Origin of the sequence: Bradyrhizobium genosp. SA-4 str. CB756, assembly GCF_000473125.1 — a bacterium.
Classification (GTDB): Bacteria; Pseudomonadota; Alphaproteobacteria; order Rhizobiales; family Xanthobacteraceae; genus Bradyrhizobium; species Bradyrhizobium arachidis.
This window is the reverse complement of record NZ_KI421499.1, coordinates 1,976,304-2,000,770: the sequence shown is the minus strand read 5'-3', so window position 1 is coordinate 2,000,770 and position 24,467 is coordinate 1,976,304. Positions and strand designations below refer to the sequence as shown.

The following is a 24,467-nucleotide window of genomic DNA, read 5'->3' as shown; positions in this document are numbered from 1 at the left end:
GTATCGATTCAATTCGGACCGCGACTCACGCACGAGGAAGACGATGTGATCCATCCTGACTGCCGGTATCGTCGCGCCGAACTTCACGCTGCGTGTCACCTGGCGTAAACGGCACACCGACCTTTTTCATCAATGGTGTCCGTCATGAAGGTCCGTTGACTTCGCGTCCCTGGCGTCGGCAATTCAAAGCCGCCTTACAGCCGATAGCCATGCTTGATAGACCAACAGTTCGGCGTCGGACGTGTCGAGCGATTAGCGGCCCGCCACATTGACAACGATCATCGCCACTGCCGGGATTGAGGGTTTAATTCTGCGACGACGATCAACCCCAGGAGATACCCATGATTGCATTCAACAGACTTGGCGCCTCTCTTGACTCTGATACCCGCACGGCATCGCCGCACTCACTCAGTCGCGCATTGCGAGCGCAAAGGACTGCTCCCGACTGGATGATTTGGTTTGCGCTCGCGTCGATCACGGCATTCACTACCACTACTACTCCGGCACTTCCGCAAGCCGGCGTAAGTCTCGTCAAGGTCGACTTCTCGGTTGTGGCCAATGGTTACCGCATGAGCAAGCTGCTCGGCAGCAACGTTATCAACGACAAGAACGAAAAGATCGGGACCCTCGATGATGTCATCGCGGACAAGAAGCAAGTGAACTTTGCTGTGCTGCAGGTCGGCGGGTTCCTCGGCGTCGGCGGCCGCCTGATAGTGGTGCCCTATGAGAGCCTCGCCATCGATGACAACGGACAAAAGATCACCCTACCCGGCGCATCCAAGGAGGAACTCAAGAAGCTGACGGAATACCATTATAAGTCCTCCTAGGCGGACCGGAGCGCGCCCGATGTCCGAGCCTCCCGATGTCCTTGACCGGATACGTACGCGAGAAGTGACGGGCGTCTTCCATTCCCGGAAAGCGCTCGACGCCGCGGCGCAGGATTTGTTGTCCTCGGGATTTGACCGGGCCGACATCGACGTCAGCGCCTCGCCCGACGAACAGCAACGGCGTCTGAACTACCAGGCTATTCCGGCTGCCGACCTTGCCGACATACCGGCGGCGGCGCGGAGGCCCTACGTAGGCGGAGACGATCGGCTTGGCCTCGAAGTCGTCACGGCCAGCGTGGTCGGCTGCGTTGTCGCCCTTGTCATGGCGTTCTATCTCGTATCGCGCGAAATGACGCCACCGAGCGTTATCCTCGTCTCTGTCCTCGGCGGGATCGTCGCGGCCGCTGTTGCGATACGTCCGCTGCGACGGGTGATGCAGCGTGACCGGGTTCGCGGATTGGAGCCTGTTGCCGAATGGGAAGGGTTGCTGATCTGGGTACGGGTTCAATCCCCGGAGAAGGAAGCATTGGCCCAGGAAATTCTGCTTCGCCACGACGGAGAAGCAGTCCACATCCACGAAATCGATATCGCCAAGACGGCCGACGATCTCCCGCTTCACTCGCTGCGGCCCGATCCGTGGTTAGGGAACGAACCGCTGGGGCGGCCATAGTTCATCGTTCATTGGAGCCAGCAATGCGAAGCACTCCTCGGGAAACGGCTTCATCGACCGCACAAACCTTGTGAGGAAGTTGATGATCGTCATGGCCGCATCCATTGGCCAGCATAGATTCAACTCTATCGGCAAAAATGATGCGTCGAGTCAGCTTACCGAGTCTCGAGCAGACCAGGAGAACAACATGAAATCCGACAGCGAAATAGAGCGCGATGTTCGGGAAGAACTGAAATGGGATCCCGATCTGAATGCCGACGATATAGCCGTATCAGTCAAGAATGGTGTCGTTACGCTGGCGGGGTTTACCCACAGCTACACCGACAGGCTTGAGGCCGAGGCAGCAGCGAAGCGCGTGGCCGGTGTTCTTGCCGTCGCAAACGACATCGAAGTGCGGCTACCAGCAATCGACCAACGTCCGGATCCCGACATCGCCCGAGACGCAGTTGCCGCGTTGAAGTCACAGCTGCCAATTTCCCACGACCAGATAAAGGTCATCGTCAAGGATGGCTGGATCACGCTCGAAGGCACGGTGGAGTGGCGATACCAGAAGACCACCGCAGACACGGCGGTCCGCAAGGTCAAGGGCGTGAAAGGCGTCACCAACGTCATTACACTGAAGCCCAAGGTCCAGCCCACCGACATCCAGCGCAAGATCCAGGATGCCTTCAAACGCAGCGCCGAGGTGGATGCGGAGCGCATCAGCGTGGAAGTGAGGGGCAGCGAAGTGGTGCTGGAAGGCACCGTTCGTTCCTGGATCGAGCGCGAGGAAGCCGAACGTGTTGCATGGTCGGCGCCCGGCGTCACAAAGGTCGACGACCGGATTGTCGTCCGGCCTTACTAGTCCTCCCCAAGCTAGCAGAACTTCACTCAAAGAAGGAGAATTCCAATGAGGTTAAAATCACTGGTCCCGTTTGGAGACGCCGGCGCATTGACGCGACCCGAGTTCGGGCTATTCGGTCTGCATCGGGAGATCGATCGGCTTTTTAGTGAGTTCGCGCAAGGCATCGGTCCGAGCGGCAAAGCGAACATCGTTCCGAACATCGAAATTTCCGAAAGCGACAAGGCAATCGAAGTTACAGCCGAGATGCCCGGTCTCGAGCGCAAGGACGTCGAGATATCGATCGAGGACGATGCTCTCACCATTCGTGGCGAGAAGAAGGTCGAAGAACAGCAGAAGGACAAGAACGTCCAGCACAGCGAGCGCAGCTATGGTGTGTTCTATCGCGTGCTGCAATTGCCTCCCGGTATCGACCCTTCGAGCGTTCAGGCAACCATGTCGAACGGAGTCCTGAAAATCACGATTCCGAAGCCTGCCAAACCGGAGCCGAAGAAGATCGAGGTCAAGGAAGCCGCCTAGCCCCGCGGCTGCGGGACGCGCAAATCGTTCTCCTCACGGCGCTTTGTGCGTCCCGCTCAATCTGCTGATGCGAAAGCACACCAACACATCTTGCGGTCGACGACCGCTCCGTAACTGAGCGAGCGCGACTACATCGAAAGGAGCCAGTCATGGCGAAAGCAATCGGTATCGACCTCGGGACCACCAATTCCTGCGTCGCCGTGATGGAAGGAAGCAAGGCCAGGGTCATTGAAAACGCCGAGGGCGGTCGCACGACGCCGTCGATGGTCGCTTTCACCGATGAAGGCGAGGTCCTTGTCGGGCAACCCGCCAAGCGGCAGAGCATCACCAATCCGGAGAACACCGTCTACGCCATCAAGCGGCTAATCGGGCGGCGCTATGACGACCCGATCACCGCGAAAGACAAGGGTATGGTTTCCTATCACATCGTGCCCGGCGACAACGGTGACGCATGGGTCGAAGTGAGGGGCAAGAGGTACAGCCCAAGCCAGATCAGCGCTTTCATTCTGACCAAGATGAAGGAAACCGCCGAAGCCCATCTAGGAGATAAGGTAACGCAGGCTGTAATAACCGTACCTGCCTATTTCAACGATGCCCAGCGTCAGGCAACCAAGGACGCCGGACGGATTGCCGGCCTCGAGGTACTCCGTATCATCAACGAGCCGACCGCGGCCGCGCTGGCCTACGGCCTAGACAAAAAGGGCAGCGGAAAGATCGCCGTCTACGATCTCGGCGGCGGCACATTCGACGTTTCCATCCTCGAGGTTGGAGATGGCGTGTTTGAGGTGAAGGCTACCAACGGCGATACCTTCCTCGGTGGCGAAGATTTCGACAAGCGCATCATCGACTATCTGGCAGACGAATTTCGCAAGGAGAACGGCATCGATTTGCGCAGGGATCGCCTTGCACTACAGCGGCTCAAAGATGCCGCCGAGAAGGCCAAGATCGAGCTCTCGAGCGCCACCCAGACCGACGTCAACCTGCCCTTCATCACGGCCGACCAGAACGGGCCGAAACATCTCAATATCAAGCTCTCCCGGGCGAAGCTGGAAGCGCTGGTCGACGATCTGATCGAGCGCACCGTCGGACCCTGCAAGGCAGCGTTGAAGGATGCCGGGCTGCAGGCGTCCGACATCAACGAAGTGGTGCTGGTTGGCGGCCAGACCCGCATGCCGAAAGTGCAGGAAACCGTGCAGAACCTGTTTCAGCGTGAACCGCACAAGGGCGTCAACCCGGACGAAGTGGTCGCGATCGGCGCCGCAATTCAGGCCGGCGTGCTTCAGGGCGACGTCAAGGACGTGCTGCTGCTCGACGTGACGCCACTGTCGCTGGGCATCGAGACACTGGGCGGTGTTATGACCAAGCTGATCGACCGCAATACAACCATTCCGACCAAGAAGAGCCAGGTATTCTCAACTGCGGAAGACAACCAGACGGCGGTCACCATTCGCGTGTTTCAGGGCGAACGGGAAATGGCAGCCGACAATAAGCTGCTGGGGCAATTCGACCTCGTCGGGATTCCGCCGGCACCCCGCGGCGTGCCACAGATCGAAGTCACCTTTGATATCGATGCCAATGGCATTGTCAACGTCTCCGCCAAGGACAAGGCCAGCGGCAAGGAGCAAAGCATCCGGATCCAGGCCTCCGGTGGACTTAGCGAGGCGGATATCCAGAAGATGGTCAGGGAAGCCGAAGCCCACGCCGAGGAGGACAAGCGCCGCAAGGAACTCGTCGAAGCACGCAACCAAGCCGATGCGGCGATCTACAGCACTGAAAAGGCCCTGAAGGAATCGGAATCCAAGATCCCTGCCAATCTCAAGAAGGAGGTCGAACAGGCAATCTCCGATGCAAAGCAGGCCCTCACGGCCGAAAACCCGCAATCGATTCGGCAAGCGACGGATCGCTTGCAACAGACCGCCGCCAGGATCGGCGAGGCACTGAACCGCGCCGCCTCGCAAGGCGCCAACGCGCAGGCGTCGTCGAGCGGAAGCGGTTCTTCCGGTGAAGACGTCGTCGATGCCGAATTCGAGGAAGTCGACCCGCGCGACCGATGAGCATGGTGAAGCACGAACTCGCACATGAAAACAGGCGAATGACATGGCAACAAACCCCGTGGACGAGGATCCTGACAGGGCGCAGGCGAATAGCCGCGAAACGCAGGTGAATAGCGTCGAGACCGGGAGCGGCGATCTCGAGGTCGAGAATGAACTTTTGAGGGAACGTTTGATGCGCGCGCTCGCCGAGACCGAGAATACCCGCCGGCAAGGCGAGCGGCGCACAGAGGAGGCACGGAGGTACGCTATCGCGAGCTTCGCCCGCGAACTGCTGCAGGTGGTCGACAATCTGCGGCGGGCGATCGGTGCCGGCAGTAACCGGGCTGACACTGGCCAGCAGGATCCATTGATCGAAGGCGTGACAGCAACTGACCGCATCCTGACGGAGGTCCTGAAGCGGTTCGGCGTGGAGGAGATGAAGGCGCTGGACGCACCGTTCGACCCCGAGAAACACGAAGCGGTGCTGGAGATCGATGCAGACGGGCAGCCGTCCCGAAATGTGGTTCAGGTTCTCGAGAATGGCTACACGCTGCACGATCGTCTACTGCGGCCGGCGCGCGTTGCGGTAGCCAAAGCCCGACAGCCATCTCCGCAGGCAACACGACAGTGAGGCGGGCTGCGCGCGGACCAACCGCGTACAAAGGAACGGGAGCGGATATTGGCTGCTGACCCCTATGCGACACTGGGAGTAAAAACGGATGCCACGCAAGCAGATATCCAGAAGGCCTATCGCCGTCTCGCGAAGAAATCGCATCCTGACCTCAATCCCGGCGACAAGGCCGCCGAGGAAAAATTTAAGGAACTCTCCGCCGCCTACGATCTGTTGAACGATCCGGAAAAACGCGCACGCTTTGATCGCGGCGAGATCGACGGTTCGGGCACTGAGCGACCGAGACGACGGTACTATCGGGATTTCTCCGATCAAGACGGCTGGTCGACCTACACTAGCAACTCCGGTTTTGCCGATTTCGGCGACTTTTCCGGTGGCGAGGATATCCTCTCGGAGATTTTCGGTCGCGCGGGCCGCGGCGGCCGCAGACGGGGCCAAGATGTCCGCTATCATATCGACCTCGCCTTCCTCGATGCCATCAATGGCGGCAGGCAATCGCTTGTGCTTCCCGATGGATCCACGCTCGAGGTCAACATTCCCCCGGGCGTGCGGGACGGCCAGATACTGCGTCTGAAAGGCAAAGGCCGTCCGGCGGCCGGCGAAGGTCAACCCGGCGATGCCCTGATCGAAATCAGCGTTCAGCCGCACCCCTACTTCACCCGCAAAGGCGACGACATCTATCTGGATCTACCGATCTCGCTGAAGGAAGCGGTGCTGGGCGCTAAGATCAGCGTCCCCACGCCAGGTGGGACCGTTACGGTGACGGTGCCGAAATGGTCGAGCACCGGTCGCTTGCTCCGGCTGAAGGGGCGCGGCGTTCCGCGTCCTGACGGTATCAAGGGCGATCAATACATTACACTCAAGCTGGTTCTGCCGCCGAAGCGGGATCCGGAACTCGAGAAATTCGTCGCCCGATGGCAGCCGGCCGCGGAAAGCCCGCGGCAATCGATGGGGGTTTGACATGCAGATGCAGGAATTCATCGACCGATCACATCTCGACCTCCCGACACTAAATGTGTGGATCGAAGCGGAATGGCTGGTCCCCATTGCTGGCAAAAGAAGATTGGACTTTTCTGATGCCGAACTTGCGCGGGTGCGCTTGATCCAGGATCTCAAGGCCGATTTCGGCGTCAACGACGAAGGCATTTCGATAATCTTGCACCTGCTGGATCAACTGCACGGGCTGCGTTGCCTGGTCCAGGATATCCAGACCATGGAGACGCTGGATCGTACGAAGCATGGGGGCTGAAGCCACATAAAAACGAACGGCGCAAATCCTGCATAAAAGGAAAGAGTGATGTCAATTCCCAAGGGCCTCGGTTCGCACCTGCCGTGCTGACTAAGGAACCCAAGCCAGGAGCCGATCCAGCCCCACCCGCCTCGGATTCGAAATAGCAAGCTTCGGATTCAGAAGCAGAAATCTTGTGCCAGCGCGGGATGTCAATCAAGCCGACCGGTCCGCTTCTGCGCTTGTGGCGAAGGAACGCACCTCCGACGCAATCGCCATTGCCCCACCCAGCGCACAGTGATCAACCCTTTTGAGGTAAAGCAGAAGAGCAAATTCCTTCGAGTTCAGACCTCCAATCGAAGCGCTGACCGTCAGCGTCGCTGCACTGCCGGCTAGATCGTTGACGACACACTCCCACCGCCAAGTGCCATCGATTCATGTGCGCAGGGCGGCTGCGCTCAAATCTGCTCCGAATGTCGGCAGCCCTTTCCTTTGGGCATTGCCGTGCTTTCGCGTGACCTTCGCACCGGTCTCTTATCCTGAGACAAAGCCCGGAACGGATTTGGTCCCAGCGTATCCGTATCGATTGCTCATGTAGTATTCCAAGGCAGAGGCATGCGATCGTTTTCCTTGAGCCGATGCTCCCACGTATTTGTGGTAGCGCAGTTGCGACTAGTCTAACGCTATGGATTGTGGTCTGGAGTTCGGCGATCAGAGAGATGCCGGGCACAATCGCTACGCAGATTAGCGAGATCGACAAAGCAGTCTGCTTGTCTACGCAATACGTCAGCGGCCAATGCTGGGCTGGTAGCAATCGTCGAAACGACTGTGACGCGCACCCCTCGTCGCTGCACCGCCTTAACGACAGGCTGAAAATCTCCGCTTCCGGAGAATAGCACGATCTCGTCTAGTTGCTCCGCCAACGCCATTGCATCGATTGCAAGTTCGATGCGCATGTTGCCCCTGACTTTCCGTCGTCCACCAGCGTCCACATACTCCTTGACCGACTTCGATACGATACTGAAGCCGTTGTAAGCTAGCCAATTGACAAGCGGCCGAATGCTGGACTTCTGCTCCTGATTCTGAGCTATCGCTATGTAGTAGATGGCGCGCAAGATAGTCCCTCGGCTCCGGAACTTCTCGAGCAGTTTTCGATAGTCGAGCTCAAAGCCAAGAGCTTTCGCGCTGAGATGAAGATCTTCGCCATCGATAAAGAGCGCGATCTTCTCTACTCGGGTAGGTGCTCCTCCGCCCCCGCATGTCATAGTAGACCAACCGCCTGTGTTCGCCTCCGGGTGCTAGAAGCCGATACACGCCGTGATGCGCATGTCTCGGCTATACGGGAGCAATTGATCGGCTTTTTCCGCCCTAACTGGGCATCTGCTCGTCAGCGAAGACGCTGTATCACCTACCTGCCGCCGCAAGGCTGCTCGGCCGTCTCTTCGGTAGGTGAAGATATCGGCCGACGCGCAACCATCGACTTGTTGCCCGGCGAACGATGGACTGCAGCCATTAGCCAGATTGCTTGACTTTCCTAACCGGCCGAACGGACGTATGCCTTCGTGCCGATGAATTCAGCGCTGGAGATTCAAGTGAGTGAAGATCTGAAACCGGCGATGCGGTCAAACTGCGGACGCGCTTCGCCTCGACATCATGGCGCGGCTGTCCTCACGCAGTTCGTGGTCAGGGCTAGCTCAGGGCGATAAGTTGGGACGGAATTGCTCCCCGCCGAGCCGCATGGAATCGTGGTCGTTCTTCTCCTTAAGGCATTTCGATCGATAATCCTGACGGTGCGTTTTCCCGCCAGCCTGATCGCGCCACGCTGCTGCAGGCTAGTGAAGCAACGACAAACGGTTTCGACCGAAACTGAGAGATACTCGGCGATGTCGTAACGCGTGAGGGGCAATACGACCTGACCCTTATCATTCGACGAACGGCTCGCCAACGCAAGCAGGAATGAACCGACCTTTTCGACCGCCCTTACGCCGCCGATGATCAGCAGTTGATCCTGAGTCCGCGACAGGGTCTGAAATGCGACATTGCGGAGCTCGCGGGCGAACTCCACATCGCGCTGCGCCAATTGCTCGACCCCTTGACCAGAGTAACTCGCCAGCGCTGTTTCCTCGACGATTGCGTCAACCGTCAGATCTTCGTTGCTATCGACGACGACGAAGAAATCTCCCGGCAACATCAAGTCGAGAATCTGCCGCCGCCCGTCTGAACGGATGGCGGATCGCCGGACCGCCCCCGAAATTACGTAGTACCAATGGGCGGCCGGCTCCGAATTGACTGGAACCTCCTGGCTCCTGGCAAACAGCATAATCTTGGCATGCTCATCGAGCCGTTTCATCGCATGGTTCTGCGCGGCTAACATTCGCCGATAGTAGTCCAGTGCGCGCGTTTTCGCCTTCATGGCTGCACCTTCCCTGTTCTCGTTGTTCCTTATGCTGCCATTCCAACCACACCAACCTTGTGATGATCCAACACTTTTGCACATCTCCGTAGCGTAAGAATACGTAATCGGCCGCCAAGGAAGTCTTTACGGACCGCAATAATTCACCGCAGTCACGACACGCTGGCGCCGCGCGCGCGCTGGAAGAGCGAAATTGGGAAATCAAGCGTAGACGGAGGAATACTCATGGCCACCTTGAGGGCGCAGATCAACCAAAGCGTAATATCCGCGGAGAGATGACGGCCGCCAGACCGACCAACAGCGAGAGTGCCAAAGAGACAACGATCACTTGTCCCATTTGTGAGACGCAACCGGACTTCGGATTGGTCGGGTTGCATCAGGAGATCGATCGGTCGTTCAATGAATTCGCCCAAGGACGGAGTTCCAATGGCGGATCGGCGAGTCTTCTTCCTACGATCGACATCGCAAGACAATGAATTCCTCACAGCCGTCCAGCACAAGCTACGGTCAAGGTTGTCGTCTCAGCAACAATTCGACCCTAGGCCCCACACGGCCTTGTGCCGTTCCGCCGGACATTCGGCCGAACTGATATCGGCGCTGGCCGAGGTTTTACTCATCGAGAACCACGATCGTGAAGGCCGCATTTGTTGCCGATAAGATGCCAAACCGTACCTCATCGCGATTTTGAGCAGGTCGGACACTTTGCACTCGCCACAAAAAGCCGTGCTCGCTGTGACGGGCGGCCGTTGCTCCGGCCCGTTTGGTTGACGATCGTCAGTGAGGGCGGTTCTCCAGGTGGCTAGGATTGTAATGAGGTTCTTCCCTTTGCAGGAGCAGGCGATGGATGACGACGCGACAGCGACAGCGACAGCGACAGCGACAGCGACACCAACGCAAGAAGCGAGCCGGGAGACGGATGCCGCACCGCTGTTCCGGCCGTACCGCCTTGGTCCATTCAATCTGCCCCATCGCGTGGTCATGGCCCCGCTGACGCGCTCGCGCGCCCGCCAGCCCGGCAATGTGCCGGGCGCGCTGGCGGCCTGCTACTATGCGCAGCGCGCCTCGGCCGCGCTGATCGTCAGCGAAGCGACGCAGGTGTCGATGCAGGGTCAAGGCTATGCCTGGACACCCGGCATTCATAGCCGCGAGCAGGTCGAGGCGTGGCAACGTATTACCGACGCGGTGCATCAGGCGGCTGGCCTGATGTTTTGCCAGCTCTGGCACGTCGGCCGCATTTCACATCCGGCGCTACAGCCCGACAATATGCTGCCCGTCGCTCCCTCGGCCATCATCCCTGCTGGAAAGGCCTTCATCGAAAACGAGCGTGGCGAAGGCACGCTCGTTCCCTTTATACGACCTCGCGCACTTGAAATTGAGGAGATGCCCTACGTGGTGGCGCAATTTTTGCGTGCCGCAAGGAATGCAGTGGCGGCCGATTTCGATGGCGTGGAGATTCACGCGGCGAACGGATATTTGCTCGACCAGTTTATCGAGAGCGGCACCAATCGGCGCGCCGACGCCTACGGCGGCGCGGTGGAGAACCGCAGCCGCCTGCTGTTTGAAATCGTCGAGGCCCTGACGCGGGTCTGGGGACCGGATCGCATCGGCGTGCGCATATCCCCGATGGGAAAATTGAACGACATACATGACGACAACCCGCAAGCAACCTATGGCTATGTGGCCGAACGACTGAGCGAATATAAGTTGGCGTATCTGCATATGGTCAACCCCGCGCTGGAGCAGATGCAGAATGGGAAGGACCCCGATCCAGACGCTCTCGATATGGCGAAGCTGGTCCGGAACAGGTTCAGTGGAACCCTGATGGTGGCTGGAGGCTTCGATGCCGAGAGCGGAGCGCAGTGGCTTCGGGAGGGATGGGCCGATCTGATCGCCTACGGCCGGAAATTCCTCGCAAACCCCGACCTGCCAGAGCGTCTGCGTCTGGGCGCGGCGCTCAACGCCGATGATCCCAGCACTTACTACGGCGGAGGTGAGAAGGGATATACCGACTATCCATCGCTGGCCCAGGACCGCGGCGAACAGCCAAAGGCGTGCGTGGACCAGAGCTGGCGATAATCGAGCTGGCAATTTGCAATAGCGCATTGATGGCCGTCATGGTCTATCGAACCTCGCATACTCATGGTGATCGGCGCAGCGAGTGCCGCCCGGCCGAGCGCAATACGAGGACCATGCGCCATGACATTTCAATCCATCAACCCCACCACCGGTGAGCCGTTTGCAACGTATGACGAATGGCCGACCGAGGAGGCACACGACGTCGTCTGCAAGGCTCACCGGGATTACCTTGCCTGGCGCCGAACCGGTTTCGAACACCGCGCTTCGCTGATGCGCAACGCAGCCGAGATCCTGAACAAGAAGGCGCGCGAATATGCGCAACTAATGGCGGAGGAGATGGGAAAGCCCCTCCAGGACGGCATCGCGGAAGCGGAGAAATGTGCCCTGGCCTGCGAGTTCTTTGCCGACAATGCGGAGAATTTCCTGACTCGTCAGCCGGTATGGACGGAGGCACGCAGGACCTACGTTGCGTTCAACCCTATCGGGGTGGTGCTCGCGGTGATGCCCTGGAATTTCCCGTTCTGGCAAGTCTTTCGCTTTGCGGCACCGAGCCTGATGGCGGGCAATGCCGCACTGCTCAAACATGCCTCGAACGTGCCGGGTTGTGCGCTTGCGATCGAACAGATCTTTCGCGACGCCGGCTTTCCCGAAAATCTGCTCCGCACATTGATGATCACAAGCAAGCAAGTCGAGGCCGTGATCGAGCACCCGCTCGTACGCGCTGTGACCCTGACGGGCAGCGCCGCCGCCGGGCGCGCCGTCGCGAGCAAGGCTGGCGCCATGCTCAAGAAGACGGTTCTCGAGCTCGGCGGCAGCGACCCCTATCTGGTCCTGGAAGATGCCGATATCGACTCCGCCGCAGCCATATGCGCCAGAGGCCGTCTGCTGAATTCGGGCCAGAGCTGCATCGCTGCCAAGCGATTCATCGTGGTCGAAAAAGCCAGAGCGGCTTTCGAAAAACGCTTTGTCGAGCTGATGAGTCAGACCAAAATGGGAGACCCGTTCGAGCATGGGACAGAGATAGGTCCGCTGGCGCGGCACGATTTGCGCGACAGGTTGCACCGGCAGGTCGTCGCAAGCCTCGGAAAGGGTGCGCGCCTGCTGCTCGGCGGCACCGTGCCCAATCATCCGGGAGCCTACTACCCGCCGACGGTTCTCACCGACGTGAGGAAAGGCATGCCGGCCTATGAAGAGGAATTGTTCGGTCCGGTTGCGGCAATCATCCCGACCCGGAACGAGGCCGAGGCGATTGCGGTCGCGAACGACAGCCCATTCGGACTTGGCGGCGCCGTGATCACCCGCGATCTTGCGCGCGGGGAAAGGATCGCAGAGTTCGAGATCGAATCGGGAATGGTCTTCGTCAACGACAACGTTCGTTCCGATCCGAGAGTGCCTTTTGGAGGTATCAAGGAAAGCGGCTATGGGCGTGAATTGTCCTGCTATGGCATCAGGGAGTTCGTCAACATCAAGACCGTGATGGTGGCGTAAGGCGCCTTGCTCTTAAGGCGCCTTGCTCTGCGGCTCACGAGGCTGAGGCTGCAGGCGCGGCCGATGGCGCATGCTGGCGCAACCATTGGCGCAAAGCCTCGGCACCCACAGCACCAGCGCGTTGCGCGACGATATTCCCTTTATGGAATAGCATCAGCGTTGGAATGCTTCGAATGTTGTAACGGGCCGACAGCTCGGCTTCGGCCTCTGTGTCAACCTTCAGAAAACGAAGTTCGGGTTCGAACTCGCCGGCGAGGCGCTCAAAAACCGGTGCCATCACCTTGCAGGGCCCGCACCACTCCGCCCAAAAATCGACCACGACGGGAATATCGTTGAGCTGGATGTGGGTGGCAAAGCCGCGCGCGGAAACCGGCGTCGGATGCCCCGTAAACAGGAATTGGTGGCAATGGCCGCATTTCGCCCGGCGCGCATCCTTCCCGGCCGGAATTCGATTGATGCTCGTGCAATGCGGACAAACGATGTGGCGGGCTTGTGCACTCATGTCGGATGGCTCCCGAATTGGCCTCAATGCGTCGCCAAAGGTTGTTTGCGGTCGGGCGGCGGAAAGGTCTCATCGAGATCGGCGAGATCCTGTGGCGTCAGGCGAACATCGAGCGCGCCACGGTTCTCGCGAACATGCTCCGGCTTGCCCGACTGCGGTATCGCACATACGCCGTCCTGGCGCAGCACCCAGGCCAGCGCCACTTGTGCCGGGGTCGCGCCGAGACGAGCCGCGATCGTCTTGAGTGTGACATGACGCAACACGTGGCCCTGCTCGATCGGCGAATAGGCCATAACGGGAACGCCGCTGCGCTGGCACCATGGCAAGAGGTCGAACTCGATTCCGCGACGCTCGAGATTGTAGAGCACCTGATCGGTCGCGACGTTGGCACCAGCGGGCAAGTCGACGAGTTCCTGCATGTCACCGATATCGAAATTACTGACGCCCCAGTTCCGGATCTTGCCTGCGCTCACCAAACCCTCGAAAGCATCGACGGTTTCTTCCAGCGGAGTGAGTCCTCGCCAGTGCAGCAGATAGAGATCAATCTCATGCACCCCAAGCCGGGCAAGACTTCGGTTGCAAGCCGCTATCGTGCCGTGTCGGGTGGCGTTCTGAGGCAGCACCTTGCTCACCAGAAAGATCTCGTCGCGCCGTCCCTTGATGGCCTCGCCGACAAGCCTTTCGGCGCCACCGTCGGCGTACATTTCGGCCGTGTCGATCAGGTTCATGCCGAGATCGATGCCGAGACGTAGCGCTTTGATCTCGTTGGTCCGGTTCAGCGGATTCTCGGCCATGTGCCAGGTGCCTTGGCCGAGCATTGGAATCTGTTCACCTGAAGGAAGTACGGTAGTGCGGGTGGCCTCGGTGACGGTCATGATGCGAGTCCTTTGTTCTTCACGGCAGACTAATTTTCACGCATAGCCCGGCGTGACGGATGGCGCAAAATTGAACATCCCCGCTGCCTGGGTCGATAAACCAGATCACCGGCAGGAAAGGGTTGACCATCGTGGAGCCCGTCACTGCATGCGCCACATATGTCTCGTTGAGCGATGGCCGGCCGATCGTCGGGTCGAGCCTGACGCACGAACCATTGTTCGCCGTCAGGTCACGATAGTTGTAGCGCGCCGAACAGACAAAAAATTGATTTTCTTTTTTGTCGACCACATAGGCCGTAGCCGTCCGGTAAGAGGTGTTGGACTTGACATCCGGCTCAGGGAGCAGCTCGTAGCGCACGTTACCTTGGCCGGACGCTGGGGGTGCGACAGCGATCGCGAGAAACGTGACGATGCCTAGCACTATCTTCCGCATGGCCAATCCCGAACGAATGAGCCACACTAGCCCCTTCATCGCGAGCAAGCGTTGACCGCTATCAATTCAGGAATGGAAACCGCCATTGCTGGCCGATACCTGCCAACCGCTAACCAGTCCGTGTTATCCTCGCCGCGCTGTCGGCGTTCAGTGTGCGCCTGGTCGCACAGCGTCCGCCCGATAAGATGCGCCTCTCATGGATCTGTGAGATACGAAAAGTGCCGTAACCAAGTGCTGATTATTGACAGACGTCAGTATGCCGATTCCGCATGGCAGGTAGTTGATGGTCTTCACTGACTGTTTCGTGAGGGCACGCATCTAACGTGAGGAATACGCAATCGGCAGCCCTCATCACATCGAGACCTGTTCCCACTACGCACCGATGCGGCAGATCCACGCCGCCATCGAGCATTGGCAGCGTGGTGATTTTGAGTGTGGGATTGCTCTGGCCAGTGCCGCGGCGGAAATGTTGCCCGACGTCGACGAGCTCCATTTCCAGGAGCTGCAAAACATCTCGCGCGTCAATGAGATATCAAACTGGTTGATCCGCGGCGCATCTCGAGAGCGCCTGAAAAGCGGTCAAATCGACAGGGTAGTTATTGAGGAGCTCGACACCATCCTCGCGATCTACCGCGCGATCCTGAGGTTCGAAGCGGTCTTTTGGGAGGACAAGACCCCGCAGATGAAGAGCTTTCGCAATTGCGCGCGCACGCAATGCAGGTTCAAATCGCAATCATCGTGAGACAGAGCAGCGTGGCGACGGAGACCGGGTCTCAAATTGCTTGTTGTCAACGACAGCGTTGACTCACGACGTTACCATCCAGACCGTGCCCGCAGCTCCAACATCTCGACTCGAGAGTGATGTGTTCCAAAAGCGCTTGAAACGACCCATTGCCATTTCGGCTGCTTGTATCCTGGCGCTGGCATCGCCGATACTATCCACGCACGCCCGCGACGACGGCCGCCATGCCAATTCGGCACTGAAAGCCTGGTTCGACCAGCTCAGATCGGGCAAGGGACCCTGCTGCTCCGACGCCGACGGCGCGGCGGTCAGCGATGTCGATTGGGAAACCCGCGACGGCCACTACCGCGTGCGGCTCGATGACCAATGGATTGACGTTCCGGATGAGGCCGTCATCACCGAGCCGAACAGGGTGGGAAGAACCATGGTTTGGCCGATGCGGGACTACATGGGAACCACGGTCCGCTGCTTCATGCCCGGCAGCATGACTTGATCCGGAAGGCTCGTGCATCATTGACCCTAAGGCCAATACGACCATGCCCGCGGAACACCACCCGCGCGGAAGTGCTAGAGCCCATTCCACAACCGTAACCGTTCCGTAGCGCTGTAAATTGGACCGTGTTCACTGGCGAACCGATTCGAGCAGGCCGACTTGAGGCGCAGTACCGGTTGCGTAGGAGGCCTGCTGCCGCTCCGCCGCTCGCTCGGCAATCCGGTCATACTCCTCGGCGATCTTCAGCAGGCGATCGCGCGAGATTCGCATACCGAACTGCTCAGCCTTGTCTCTCGTTTTCGCGGCTCGTTCTTGCCAATGTCGCGGATCAAGCACATCTGCCATATTTAGCTCCGTACTTACTCATCTTGAGGGCTATGTTTCTGATCTCCCAAGGAGCTTACAAGTCACGGCGGACAACCCGCGATCTAGGGAAATTACGTAACTGCGGCGGTGACGTTCGTCATGGTGCGGTCAGGTTGCCGCCGCCTCAAGCCGGCAACGGTCTCTTTGGCGGCCGATGCGGGAGAAAAACATCAGACGTTGATGCCAACGAAGGTCCTTGGAAAATCAGTCCGTATGTCGGTTCTGATTGAGAAGCGGGGGCGGCGTCGAAGATCAATCCGCTGCGCGTCACCATCGCGCCGCCGATGTTTGGCGCGCCAGTCGCCAGCGGCAGCGGCAGGCGCAGTCCAAAGGGGCCGGTATCCCGCGAGGTCCCGAGGGTCACCTTCCACAGCAGCCTGCGCGTCTTCAAATCGACGGCCGAGAGCTGGCCCCAAGGTGGTGCAGCGCAGGGCGTCCGGAAAATGCCAAGCCACGGGCCGAGCGCAGCGATATAGGGCGTGCCGGATTGGGGATAGTAATTCAGGCGCCTCTTCGGCGGAGGAGCTTCGCCGACCTGGCTGCCGCCGGCAACCTTTTCGTCCTCGGCGCTGCCGCGCGGGATCAAGCGAATCTTGAACGGCATCGTCATGGTGTTGAACACCATGATCTTGCGCTCGGGATCGATCGGCCGCCGCCCCGGTCGGAGACGCCATCGAAGGCAGGATGGCCGATGCGCGCTGTGCGTATCGGGCGGGCGAGCGCCGAAGGGGCGCTCGCCCGTCAGGGGTGGCATTGCTGAGCGGCAGATACACCATATTCCGGAAGAGGCGGCACCGCGTCGTCTTCGCGCCCCATGTCCCAGGCCCAGTGCAACGCGCCTGTTTTCGAATGGCGGGCACGCACGACACCGGATTGGCCCGTCCACCGCCTGATTATCGCGAAGGCGGCTGCCGAAAATCATGCGGGTGTTGATGACCAGCGGCGGATAGGCCGAATTGGCGCGGGCTGCGTTCTAGCTCTGCTGCTCGAGCGCGCCCTTGACAGCCATCAATTCCGGCCTGCGCCTCATGTGCTTTATTTTCCGACGGCAACATCCAACATCGCCAAGCGTTGGGCACCACTGCCAACCGGTCAAATTGCAAGGAGAGACAGCATGAGAACTTTCGTGATATGCCTTGCGGGTATCATGGCGACTTTTTCCGCATGGCCCAGCTCAGCTCAGGTCTGGGAAGAAGAAGTCATTCGTCCTCCACCTCGCGTGGTCGAACGCGACGTGATCGTGCGCGAGCCGGCGTGGCGTAGCTACGCCTGGGACGACTGCCGGATAGTAGTCGAGCGCCGCCAACGGCCCGACGGCACTTTGGTCGTTCGCAAAGTCCGGCGCTGTTAGAACTCGCGACAGGTTCCTGCGCTGGCAGGCGGTCGGCGCGGCGAGGATCACGCCGTGCCCGCTAGAAACCGTCCATCTCAATACGACAGCGGGCGGCGGGGCCGCGGCGTCACGGATGGACCGCTCGCGGCTGGGAAGCTTGAGCTGGACCATGGATATTGGCCATCTCCTGTCAAGGCAATGAGTTGCGCCGTTTGGCGGCTCCCCAACAGTCGACGTTGGATACGGATTCATGCGAATCGCACAGATTGCCCCCTTGGCTGAAAGCGTTCCTCCGAAGCTCTACGGTGGGACAGAAAGGGTCGTCGCATGGCTGGTCGATGAGCTCGTAGCGCTTGGGCACGACGTGACCTTGTTTGCGAGTGGTGATTCGAGAACGCACGGCAAACTCCATCCTGTCTGGCCTCGTGCTCTTCGGCTCGGCCGCCCAGCCGCAGATCCCATGGTGGCGTGCGCCGCTCTGCTTGAGGCGATGTCGAAGCGCGCCAAGGATTTTGATGTGATACACGCCCATATTGATTGGGTACATTTGCCGCTGTTGAGCCGCCTCGCTGTACCTTTCCTCACCACAATGCATGGACGCCTCGATCTACCTGGCCTCTCTGACGTGGCTCGGGAGTTTCCAGCGGCCCCTTTCGTGTCAATCTCAAACAATCAGCGTCTGCCGCTTGCAGCTGCGAACTGGTGCGGCACGGTCCATCACGGCCTCCCGATCGACCTATTTAGTCCTTCGTACCAGCCAGGCTCCTATCTGGCCTTTCTGGGGCGACTTACCGCGGAAAAGGGGCCTGAAAGCGCAATTCGCATTGCGCATGCGACGGGAACGCCGCTTCGGATCGCAGCAAAAATCCCTCGAGCTGAGAGAGGCTATTACAAGCAGACTCTGGAGCCACAAATTGATGGCAAGCATATCCAACTTATCGGCGAAGTGGACGATAAGTCAAAGGCATCATTTCTTGCAGGTGCCGCAGCTCTATTGTTTCCAATCGAATGGCCAGAACCGTTCGGCCTTGTCATGATCGAAGCAATGGCATGCGCGACGCCTGTAATTGCCTATCGATCCGGCTCGGTGCCAGAAATAGTGGAAGAAAACGTTACGGGCTTCGTGGTTGAGGGTGAGGAGGAAGCAGTTCATGCGGTTAGCCGTCTCGGCCAGATTGACCGCCGCAGGGTACGTGTACGTTTCGAGGAACGCTTCACCGCAAATCGTATGGCACAGGAATACCTCGACAAGTACGAGTCCTTGATGCGCGTCCGGAGGGTCGCGAAAGTCATCTGAGCCTACCGCGCGTTAGACCGTGCACATGCGTTGACGGCCGTCAATGCAGCGGACGCAATGGCAGCGTAGCTGCATGCAATAGAGTTCAAGCCTCCGTGGGGCCGATACTCTGGTTTTTGAATGTGCCAATCAAGGAGACACTCAATGGTGACTACAATGCAGCGCGCACCCGCGACGGAGAGCGGAACTGCGTCTTCCCTGATCGCAAGCGACCGCGTCGAAGGCACCGAGGTCTATGATCCACAGGGCAAGCGCATCGGGAAGGTCGAGCGGCTAGTGATCGACAAGGCCGGCGGCCGCATCGCCTACGCGGTCCTGAGTTTTGGGGGATTCCTCGGTATCGGTGGGAGCCACTATCCGATTCCTTGGCCGATGCTGAACTACGATGAGAAGCTCGCTGGATATCGCGTGGACATCACCGAGCAGCAACTCAAGAAAGCCCCGAAGGCCGAACCAGTGGAAAGCTGGGAGCAAGCGAACCCAGGCCGCGACGAGCGGGTCTATGGTTATTGGGAGCAACCCGCACCGGTGCAAGAGGGCCAAACTTCGTCCCTCATCACTAGCGACAGCGTGGAAGGAATGCCGGTCTATGACGTACACGGCAAGCGTATCGGGAAGGTCGAGCGCCTGATGATCGACAAGCTCACCGGCCAGATCGCCTACGCGATCCTGAGTTTCGGCGGCTTCCTCGGCATAGGAGAGGACCACTACCCTATTCCCTGGTCGATGTTGACCTGCAATGAAAAGCCGGATGGCTTCCAGGTGGACATCACCGAAGAGGAGCTTCGGAACGCGCCGAAGGTCGAGCAAGGGGAAAACTGGGAGCGAACAACTCGGGCCCGCAATCAGAACGTCTACGACTATTGGCAGGTCAGATACTATTGGATTGCTGCTTCCGATTTTCCGTGAACCCTGTCGCGGGCCTCTCATCGAAGGCATCACGCCTCGGCGCCACTGAAATCGGCGATTCCAGCGCGGCGGATGCAGTGGCTTCGGTTGGCCATCCCGCCCTCCGGGCGCGCGCTCGAACTGACGGCGCTGAGCGGCTCGGGCGCTACGATCTCGCGTTGGAAATTGCACATCATAGATTAGCGAGCGAGGTCGTGCACTTAGTAGCGGAGGTCGGCCACCAAACCTTGATCCGCGGCAAGGCCTGCCATGCGAACGCCCGTCTGGCGCACCACCATGTGTATCAGCAGAGCGATCGCTGTTGGCCGGATGCCTACGTATCGCTGCCAACAGCCAACCTTCCAGGAAGCGCGGCGGGTTTCCGGCGCAACGTCAAATGTCCTGCCCGCACTCCGGTCAAGATTGGTGGCCTTGCGATCCAGCACAGACGACTGCGCTTGCGCGCGGACGCCGGCAACGCCGGCGTTGTTTCCGCGAGCTATCGGCCGTCCTTTTGCCGACGCGACCTCGCGACGTCTTGCCGCGACCCGAAATTGACCATCGGATAGTGCGGCGCCGCGAGTGGCAGGCATAGAAGCAGTAGCCGCAGTTGATGCACAAATCTTTCGAAGCAGCACGAGGGCAATCGTCTGTCGGATAGATGCATACACACGCCCCCCCGCAGGGTGGGCCCGTGGAATGAATGCAGGCCATCGAAACCGCACTTACTGGGCTTGCCGTCATTCTCCAGGAGAGGTCATTCTCGTTTTGCGCACGGTTACGCAGGCATTGCAGCCGATGTTGCGGCCGGCATCTACAAAGGAATTTCATGCGCGCCAGGGCTTTATACTCTTACGCCGCCCTGATCTGACAAAGGGTGGCCTTTGGCTCCTGCATGCCGGTCGATGGATCGTATCCGTAAGTCGTGAGCGTGTTCACGCTCTCGCCGAGTACGATCGGATCGGCACCTTTCGGATACTTGGGTCGCAGATCGGCGCCTTCGTACCAACCGGCAAAGTGGAAAGGCATCCAGGCCACTCCCTCGCCTACTCTTTCCGTCACGAAGGCCTTCATGCGAGCCCTTGAATTACTCTCCGGCCCGGTCACCCAAACCCATCCGCCATCCTTGATTCCGCGGGCGCCTGCATCCGTCGGATTGATTTCGACGAACATGTGCTGCTGCAGCTCTGCTAGCCATTTAATGGATCGCGTCTCTTCGCCGCCGCCTTCATATTCGACAAGCCGGCCCGAATTCAGGATCAGGGGAAACTGCGTGGCAATGCCTTTGTCAACGGCAGCCTTCTGAACGCTGAAGCCGATATTGGGCACGCGGAATTGCCTGGCATCCGGCAGCGTCGGATAATCAGCCACGAGATCCGGGCGGGGGGTGTAGATCGGTTCGCGATGGACCGGAATCGGATCAGGCAAATTCCAGGCGATCATGCGCGCCTTGCCGTTGCCGTATGGCGAGCAGCCGTGCTCGATCGCGACACGTTGAATCCCGCCGGAGAGATCCAGCGCCCATGACACCGCATCGGGATTGGCACGATTGACGCGTTGAATGACCTCCATTTCCTGCGGAGTCAGGTCCTTGTCCCAGCCCAGTTTCTTCAGCACGGCCAGCGTAAACTCGGGGTAACCGTCCTTGATTTCGGAACCGACCGAATACGAGCCTTCAGCAAGTAAATTGTCGTGTTGCTCCTTTTCGACTTCCTGCCCGTTCTCCATCACCTTGCGCTTGACGATGCGTTCGACGCCGAACCGCGCGCGGAACGTGCCGCCGCCTTCGCTTACCGAAAGATTGGTATTGTAGAGAATCGGCGTGCCCGGATGTCTGTACTCAGGCGTCCCCCAGCACGGCCACGGCAGGCCGTAATAGTCTCCACCCACTTCCGGAACATCCTTCGGCGCCCGCAGGCTGACCAGATCGAATTTGGCCTGGTTCCTCATGTGCGCCTTGAGCCGCTCCGGCGATTGTCCGCAATAGCCCGTCGACCAGCCGCCGCGATTGATCTCGCGCAGAATATCCTCCGCCGATATCGCGCCGTTCTCTACCTTGATGTTCTTGAACATCCGGTCGGCGAAACCCAGCTTGCGGGCGAGCAGATACATCGTCTCATAGTCATTTTTGGATTCGAACGCCGGGTCCACAATCTTCTCGCCCCACTGCAGCGAGCGGTTCGAGGCGGTCCTCGAACCATCCATCTCGAAGCTGGTGCAGGCCGGTAAAAGATAGATGCCATTCTTGCGTTCCGAAAGCACCGACCATGCGGTCGGATAGGGATCACACACCACCAGCAGTTCGAGCTTTTCTATCCCTCGCTTGGCTTCCGGCATCCGCGTGATCGTGTTGACACCATGTCCCATGACGAACATCGCCTGCACATTGTCGGGCTGTGTGACCTGATCCTTCGGCAATAAAGTCGCGTCGAACCAGCGCGTGCTCGGAATTCCCGGAGTTTCCATCAGCGTTTTGCTCGCGAAGCGCGAAGCGATCCAGTCGTAATCGATCTCCCATACCCTGCACCAATGCTGCCAGGCATCCTGGGTCAGGCCGTAATAGAGTGGCAACGTCGTCACATCGAGGCCGAGATCGGTAGCGCCCTGCACATTGGTGTGGCCACGGAAAATATTGGCGCCGCTTCCGGGACCTCCGACGTTGCCTGTCGCCAGCAGCAGTATGCAGCTGGCACGGACGTTCGCTGTACCGGTCGAGAATTGCGTCTGCCCCATAGCCCAGATCAATGTTGCGGGTTTCTCTTTGGCGAACATTTCCGCGACGTGCTTGACCTGTGCTTCAGGCAGACCTGTAACACGCTCGACTTCCCGGGGCGTCCACTTCGCGACTTGCCTGCGGATCTCGTCGATGCCATACGACCGCTGGCGGATAAATTCCTTATCCTCCCAGCCGTTTTGGAAAATGTGCCAAAGCATGCCGTAGATCGTCGCGATGTGGGTTCCGGGGCGAACGCGAACATACTCGGTCGCGTGCGCGGCCGTCCGCGTCATTCGTGGATCGATGACGATCATGTTGGCCCGGTTCAGCTCCTTGCCTTCAAGAATGTGCTGAAGCGAAACCGGGTGCGCCTCGGCGGGGTTGCCGCCCATGACCATGATGGTCTTGGCATTTCGAATATCGTTGTAGCTATTGGTCATCGCACCATAACCCCAGGTATTGGCTACCCCGGTGACCGTCGTGGAATGGCAGATACGCGCCTGGTGGTCGGAATTGTTAGTGCCCCAGAAGGCCGCAAGCTTGCGGTTGAGGTAGGCAGCTTCATTGGTGAACTTGGCGGATCCAAGCCAGTACACCGACTCCGGTCCGGACTTCTCGCGAATCTCAATGAGCTCGTCCCCGATCTCGTCGATGGCCTGCTCCCATGACAGACGCGTCCATTGGCCATCGACAAGCTTCACGGGGTAGCGCAAGCGACGCTCACTCAAGACGTCATCTCGAACCGCAGCGCCCTTGCAGCAATGCGATCCACGATTGATCGGGCTGTCATAGTCTGGTTCCTGCCCGGTCCAAACGCCGTTCGTGACTGTTGCGATAACCGAACAGCCGACCGAACAATGTGTGCAAATGTTCTTACGGGTGTTAACTGTGGCACTCGCGGGAGGCGGCGGGCCGGCTTCCGCCCGGCGAACGCAACCGAGCGGCAAGTCGCCAAGCACCGCCAGCGCACCGACGGTGACGCCCGAGCGATTCAAGAAGGTACGGCGATCGATGTCCCTGCGTGGTTGAGACGGTGCGACAGCTGCTTGCCCACGACTGCGACGTTCCGACTTCCTGAACAGCATGCACGCCTCCTTATCGGGCGGGATAGCTGTTGACGCGATAGAAGTTTTGAACCTCGGCTGAGTTCGCCTGGTAACGGGACTTGCGCTTACCACTACCAGTGGGCTCAGCCGCGATTGGCTCGATGGTCAACGTTCCAGCGGTCGCGGCGGCAGTGCTTACAATCGCGAGGCGAAGCAGATCACGCCGATACACGGCTGCCTGGACACGTCCCTTCATACACGAACCTTCCCAAGCGGTCCAACGGACGTTATTGATCAAACTCAATTGCCACTATCGCCATCATGCGCACAGCATGACCCATGGGCATCATGACAAACATCAATTTCTAAACAGATTTTTTCCTCCCTCCGTCTAATGCACGCGCATAACAGCTCTCTCCGCTGTGATTGCGAAAAGTGAGGTACCGAGGGCCACCTGCCCTGACCCCGCATACGGCGTTAGCAAACCGCAAGGCCGGACCGGTGAAGGGGCCATTCATCGGGGCTCTCCCTTCGTGCAGCCACGTCACGCATTACTGTCTAGGAGGAGGATCAACGATGCTCTTGGTCGCACCGCCCGGCGCGGGTTGCATGTCTGGCGGTGTGCCCCCCTGTGGGCTTGTCGGTGGAGCGCCGCCCGTGCCGGTCGATAGTGGGCCGGTCAAGCCCTGTGGCTGGGGTTGACCCTGATTGTCCGGCAATACCGTGCGCCCGGTACTCCAAGGAGAATCTTCCGACTTTTTATCTTCATTCTGCGGCTGGGCTGCACCCATGGAGCTGCAAATGCCTAGGATGAACGCGGCAAGCGCGATGCAGGTACACCAACTTCGCATGTCGGCCGTCTTTCGTTCCAGGAGTACGGAGGCACGGCAAAGCATGCCGCTGCAGTTGTCTTAGGGCCTTGACGGGGATCAATTTTCATGAGTCGGAGATGCTCAACTGAGATCCTAATCGGGTGAACGATGATGCTTCAGCAACAGACATTCCACGAAAGAGGCTGCGCCGGCTGTCGCCTTTATCTTGGGGCCGATC

24 protein-coding genes and 1 pseudogene are annotated in these 24,467 nt (G+C 59.2%); 16 read left to right on the top strand and 9 right to left on the bottom strand.

Translation table 11 applies throughout. The features are described from left to right. The first annotated feature begins 341 nt into the window (after positions 1–341). The 8 genes from BRAGE_RS48215 to BRAGE_RS0109895 all read left to right on the top strand — a co-directional run bounded on the left by BRAGE_RS48215 (position 342) and on the right by BRAGE_RS0109895 (position 6,770). Positions 342–827: a PRC-barrel domain-containing protein gene (locus BRAGE_RS48215; RefSeq protein WP_027563632.1), complete on the top strand. Its 486-nt coding sequence runs from the start codon at positions 342–344 to the stop codon at positions 825–827. A 19-nt stretch (positions 828–846) separates the two neighbouring features. Further along, on the top strand, positions 847–1,497 hold the full coding sequence (locus BRAGE_RS0109925) for a hypothetical protein (RefSeq protein ID WP_027563631.1): 651 nt from the start codon (positions 847–849) through the stop codon (positions 1,495–1,497). Between the two features lie 187 nt (positions 1,498–1,684). Beyond that, positions 1,685–2,341 carry a BON domain-containing protein gene (locus tag BRAGE_RS0109920; RefSeq protein ID WP_027563630.1) on the top strand — a complete coding sequence of 219 codons (657 nt, stop codon included), beginning with the start codon at positions 1,685–1,687 and terminating at the stop codon, positions 2,339–2,341. A 45-nt stretch (positions 2,342–2,386) separates the two neighbouring features. Further along, the gene (locus BRAGE_RS0109915) at positions 2,387–2,857 is read left to right on the top strand and encodes an Hsp20/alpha crystallin family protein (RefSeq protein WP_027563629.1); all 471 of its coding nucleotides are present in this window, start codon (positions 2,387–2,389) and stop codon (positions 2,855–2,857) included. A gap of 149 nt (positions 2,858–3,006) precedes the next feature. Continuing rightward, positions 3,007–4,911 carry a molecular chaperone DnaK gene (gene dnaK / locus BRAGE_RS0109910; RefSeq protein ID WP_027563628.1) on the top strand — a complete coding sequence of 635 codons (1,905 nt, stop codon included), beginning with the start codon at positions 3,007–3,009 and terminating at the stop codon, positions 4,909–4,911. A 43-nt stretch (positions 4,912–4,954) separates the two neighbouring features. Then, complete coding sequence (locus BRAGE_RS48210; protein WP_051377768.1) at positions 4,955–5,521, top strand: nucleotide exchange factor GrpE; 567 nt, start codon at positions 4,955–4,957, stop codon at positions 5,519–5,521. A 48-nt stretch (positions 5,522–5,569) separates the two neighbouring features. After that, positions 5,570–6,481 (top strand): DnaJ C-terminal domain-containing protein, encoded by a 912-nt coding sequence (locus BRAGE_RS0109900; protein WP_027563627.1) that lies wholly within the window; start codon positions 5,570–5,572, stop codon positions 6,479–6,481. Between the two features lies 1 nt (position 6,482). After that, a complete protein-coding gene (locus BRAGE_RS0109895; RefSeq protein ID WP_027563626.1) occupies positions 6,483–6,770 on the top strand; it encodes a chaperone modulator CbpM in 288 nt (95 codons plus the stop codon). A gap of 662 nt (positions 6,771–7,432) precedes the next feature. Here BRAGE_RS0109895 and BRAGE_RS48205 read toward each other — a convergent pair. Both BRAGE_RS48205 and BRAGE_RS48200 read right to left on the bottom strand, forming a co-directional pair. Then, positions 7,433–8,014 (bottom strand): NYN domain-containing protein, encoded by a 582-nt coding sequence (locus BRAGE_RS48205; RefSeq protein WP_035731086.1) that lies wholly within the window; start codon positions 8,012–8,014, stop codon positions 7,433–7,435. Positions 8,015–8,400: 386 nt separating this feature from the next. After that, the gene (locus BRAGE_RS48200) at positions 8,401–9,162 is read right to left on the bottom strand and encodes a helix-turn-helix domain-containing protein (RefSeq protein WP_051377766.1); all 762 of its coding nucleotides are present in this window, start codon (positions 9,160–9,162) and stop codon (positions 8,401–8,403) included. A gap of 840 nt (positions 9,163–10,002) precedes the next feature. On the opposite strand from BRAGE_RS48200, the gene BRAGE_RS0109880 reads away from it, so the two are divergent. After that, the gene (locus BRAGE_RS0109880) at positions 10,003–11,238 is read left to right on the top strand and encodes an alkene reductase (RefSeq protein ID WP_027563625.1); all 1,236 of its coding nucleotides are present in this window, start codon (positions 10,003–10,005) and stop codon (positions 11,236–11,238) included. A 63-nt stretch (positions 11,239–11,301) separates the two neighbouring features. Further along, positions 11,302–12,726: an NAD-dependent succinate-semialdehyde dehydrogenase gene (locus tag BRAGE_RS0109875; RefSeq protein ID WP_231164067.1), complete on the top strand. Its 1,425-nt coding sequence runs from the start codon at positions 11,302–11,304 to the stop codon at positions 12,724–12,726. A 34-nt stretch (positions 12,727–12,760) separates the two neighbouring features. On the opposite strand, the gene trxC is transcribed toward BRAGE_RS0109875, so the two are convergent. From trxC to BRAGE_RS0109860, 3 genes are read right to left on the bottom strand one after another with little or no spacing between them, the layout of a single operon-like run. Then, positions 12,761–13,228 (bottom strand): thioredoxin TrxC, encoded by a 468-nt coding sequence (gene trxC, locus BRAGE_RS0109870; RefSeq protein ID WP_027563623.1) that lies wholly within the window; start codon positions 13,226–13,228, stop codon positions 12,761–12,763. Positions 13,229–13,251: 23 nt separating this feature from the next. Next, on the bottom strand, positions 13,252–14,103 hold the full coding sequence (locus BRAGE_RS0109865; RefSeq protein WP_027563622.1) for an aldo/keto reductase: 852 nt from the start codon (positions 14,101–14,103) through the stop codon (positions 13,252–13,254). 19 nt (positions 14,104–14,122) lie between these two features. Then, entirely contained in the window at positions 14,123–14,536 is a 414-nt protein-coding gene (locus tag BRAGE_RS0109860; protein ID WP_141263326.1) for a hypothetical protein, read from the bottom strand. A gap of 382 nt (positions 14,537–14,918) precedes the next feature. Between BRAGE_RS0109860 and BRAGE_RS0109855 the strand changes: the two genes are divergently transcribed. Then, a complete protein-coding gene (locus BRAGE_RS0109855; protein ID WP_027563620.1) occupies positions 14,919–15,278 on the top strand; it encodes a hypothetical protein in 360 nt (119 codons plus the stop codon). 148 nt (positions 15,279–15,426) lie between these two features. Next, positions 15,427–15,771, top strand: a complete 345-nt coding sequence (locus BRAGE_RS0109850; protein ID WP_051378434.1) for a hypothetical protein — start codon at positions 15,427–15,429, stop codon at positions 15,769–15,771. A 129-nt stretch (positions 15,772–15,900) separates the two neighbouring features. Here BRAGE_RS0109850 and BRAGE_RS54390 read toward each other — a convergent pair whose 3' ends face one another. The 3 genes from BRAGE_RS54390 to BRAGE_RS0109835 form a co-directional block, all read right to left on the bottom strand. Beyond that, positions 15,901–16,116 carry a hypothetical protein gene (locus BRAGE_RS54390; protein WP_108914664.1) on the bottom strand — a complete coding sequence of 72 codons (216 nt, stop codon included), beginning with the start codon at positions 16,114–16,116 and terminating at the stop codon, positions 15,901–15,903. 145 nt (positions 16,117–16,261) lie between these two features. Then, complete coding sequence (locus BRAGE_RS0109840) at positions 16,262–16,762, bottom strand: hypothetical protein (RefSeq protein WP_027563618.1); 501 nt, start codon at positions 16,760–16,762, stop codon at positions 16,262–16,264. Between the two features lie 549 nt (positions 16,763–17,311). Further along, positions 17,312–17,641, bottom strand: coding sequence for a hypothetical protein (locus BRAGE_RS0109835; protein WP_027563617.1), 330 nt, complete (start codon positions 17,639–17,641; stop codon positions 17,312–17,314). A gap of 79 nt (positions 17,642–17,720) precedes the next feature. On the opposite strand from BRAGE_RS0109835, the gene BRAGE_RS0109830 reads away from it, so the two are divergent. The 4 genes and pseudogenes from BRAGE_RS0109830 (at position 17,721) to BRAGE_RS54385 (ending at position 20,224) form a co-directional block, all read left to right on the top strand. Beyond that, positions 17,721–18,767: a glycosyltransferase family 4 protein gene (locus BRAGE_RS0109830; RefSeq protein WP_027563616.1), complete on the top strand. Its 1,047-nt coding sequence runs from the start codon at positions 17,721–17,723 to the stop codon at positions 18,765–18,767. 144 nt (positions 18,768–18,911) lie between these two features. Next, positions 18,912–19,289 (top strand): annotated as a pseudogene (locus BRAGE_RS52610) (PRC-barrel domain-containing protein); the annotation flags it as partial. Between the two features lie 6 nt (positions 19,290–19,295). Next, on the top strand, positions 19,296–19,676 hold the full coding sequence (locus BRAGE_RS0109820; RefSeq protein WP_035731079.1) for a PRC-barrel domain-containing protein: 381 nt from the start codon (positions 19,296–19,298) through the stop codon (positions 19,674–19,676). Then, positions 19,673–20,224, top strand: coding sequence for a hypothetical protein (locus BRAGE_RS54385; RefSeq protein WP_141263328.1), 552 nt, complete (start codon positions 19,673–19,675; stop codon positions 20,222–20,224). Before BRAGE_RS0109820 ends, BRAGE_RS54385 begins: the two co-directional genes overlap by 4 nt. A 283-nt stretch (positions 20,225–20,507) precedes the next feature. Here BRAGE_RS54385 and BRAGE_RS0109815 read toward each other — a convergent pair whose 3' ends face one another. Continuing rightward, positions 20,508–23,456, bottom strand: a complete 2,949-nt coding sequence (locus BRAGE_RS0109815) for a formate dehydrogenase subunit alpha (RefSeq protein WP_027563614.1) — start codon at positions 23,454–23,456, stop codon at positions 20,508–20,510. Positions 23,457–24,467: the final 1,011 nt, after the last annotated feature.

What these genes read in the sequence shown, in the direction of transcription:
- BRAGE_RS0109830 (WP_027563616.1), top strand. Translation starts at nt 17,721, where the DNA reads ATGCGAATCGCACAGATTGCCCCCTTGGCTGAAAGCGTTCCTCCGAAG.
- BRAGE_RS0109815 (WP_027563614.1), bottom strand. Translation starts at nt 23,456, where the DNA reads ATGCTGTTCAGGAAGTCGGAACGTCGCAGTCGTGGGCAAGCAGCTGTC.
- BRAGE_RS0109840 (WP_027563618.1), bottom strand. Translation starts at nt 16,762, where the DNA reads ATGGTGTTCAACACCATGACGATGCCGTTCAAGATTCGCTTGATCCCG.
- BRAGE_RS0109865 (WP_027563622.1), bottom strand. Translation starts at nt 14,103, where the DNA reads ATGACCGTCACCGAGGCCACCCGCACTACCGTACTTCCTTCAGGTGAA.
- BRAGE_RS0109920 (WP_027563630.1), top strand. Translation starts at nt 1,685, where the DNA reads ATGAAATCCGACAGCGAAATAGAGCGCGATGTTCGGGAAGAACTGAAA.
- BRAGE_RS48210 (WP_051377768.1), top strand. Translation starts at nt 4,955, where the DNA reads ATGGCAACAAACCCCGTGGACGAGGATCCTGACAGGGCGCAGGCGAAT.
- BRAGE_RS54390 (WP_108914664.1), bottom strand. Translation starts at nt 16,116, where the DNA reads ATGGCAGATGTGCTTGATCCGCGACATTGGCAAGAACGAGCCGCGAAA.
- BRAGE_RS0109875 (WP_231164067.1), top strand. Translation starts at nt 11,302, where the DNA reads ATGGTGATCGGCGCAGCGAGTGCCGCCCGGCCGAGCGCAATACGAGGA.
- BRAGE_RS0109835 (WP_027563617.1), bottom strand. Translation starts at nt 17,641, where the DNA reads ATGGTCCAGCTCAAGCTTCCCAGCCGCGAGCGGTCCATCCGTGACGCC.
- BRAGE_RS0109880 (WP_027563625.1), top strand. Translation starts at nt 10,003, where the DNA reads ATGGATGACGACGCGACAGCGACAGCGACAGCGACAGCGACAGCGACA.
- trxC (WP_027563623.1), bottom strand. Translation starts at nt 13,228, where the DNA reads ATGAGTGCACAAGCCCGCCACATCGTTTGTCCGCATTGCACGAGCATC.
- BRAGE_RS48200 (WP_051377766.1), bottom strand. Translation starts at nt 9,162, where the DNA reads ATGAAGGCGAAAACGCGCGCACTGGACTACTATCGGCGAATGTTAGCC.
- BRAGE_RS0109860 (WP_141263326.1), bottom strand. Translation starts at nt 14,536, where the DNA reads ATGCGGAAGATAGTGCTAGGCATCGTCACGTTTCTCGCGATCGCTGTC.
- BRAGE_RS0109915 (WP_027563629.1), top strand. Translation starts at nt 2,387, where the DNA reads ATGAGGTTAAAATCACTGGTCCCGTTTGGAGACGCCGGCGCATTGACG.
- BRAGE_RS48205 (WP_035731086.1), bottom strand. Translation starts at nt 8,014, where the DNA reads ATGACATGCGGGGGCGGAGGAGCACCTACCCGAGTAGAGAAGATCGCG.
- BRAGE_RS0109895 (WP_027563626.1), top strand. Translation starts at nt 6,483, where the DNA reads ATGCAGATGCAGGAATTCATCGACCGATCACATCTCGACCTCCCGACA.
- BRAGE_RS0109925 (WP_027563631.1), top strand. Translation starts at nt 847, where the DNA reads ATGTCCGAGCCTCCCGATGTCCTTGACCGGATACGTACGCGAGAAGTG.
- BRAGE_RS48215 (WP_027563632.1), top strand. Translation starts at nt 342, where the DNA reads ATGATTGCATTCAACAGACTTGGCGCCTCTCTTGACTCTGATACCCGC.
- dnaK (WP_027563628.1), top strand. Translation starts at nt 3,007, where the DNA reads ATGGCGAAAGCAATCGGTATCGACCTCGGGACCACCAATTCCTGCGTC.
- BRAGE_RS0109855 (WP_027563620.1), top strand. Translation starts at nt 14,919, where the DNA reads ATGCGGCAGATCCACGCCGCCATCGAGCATTGGCAGCGTGGTGATTTT.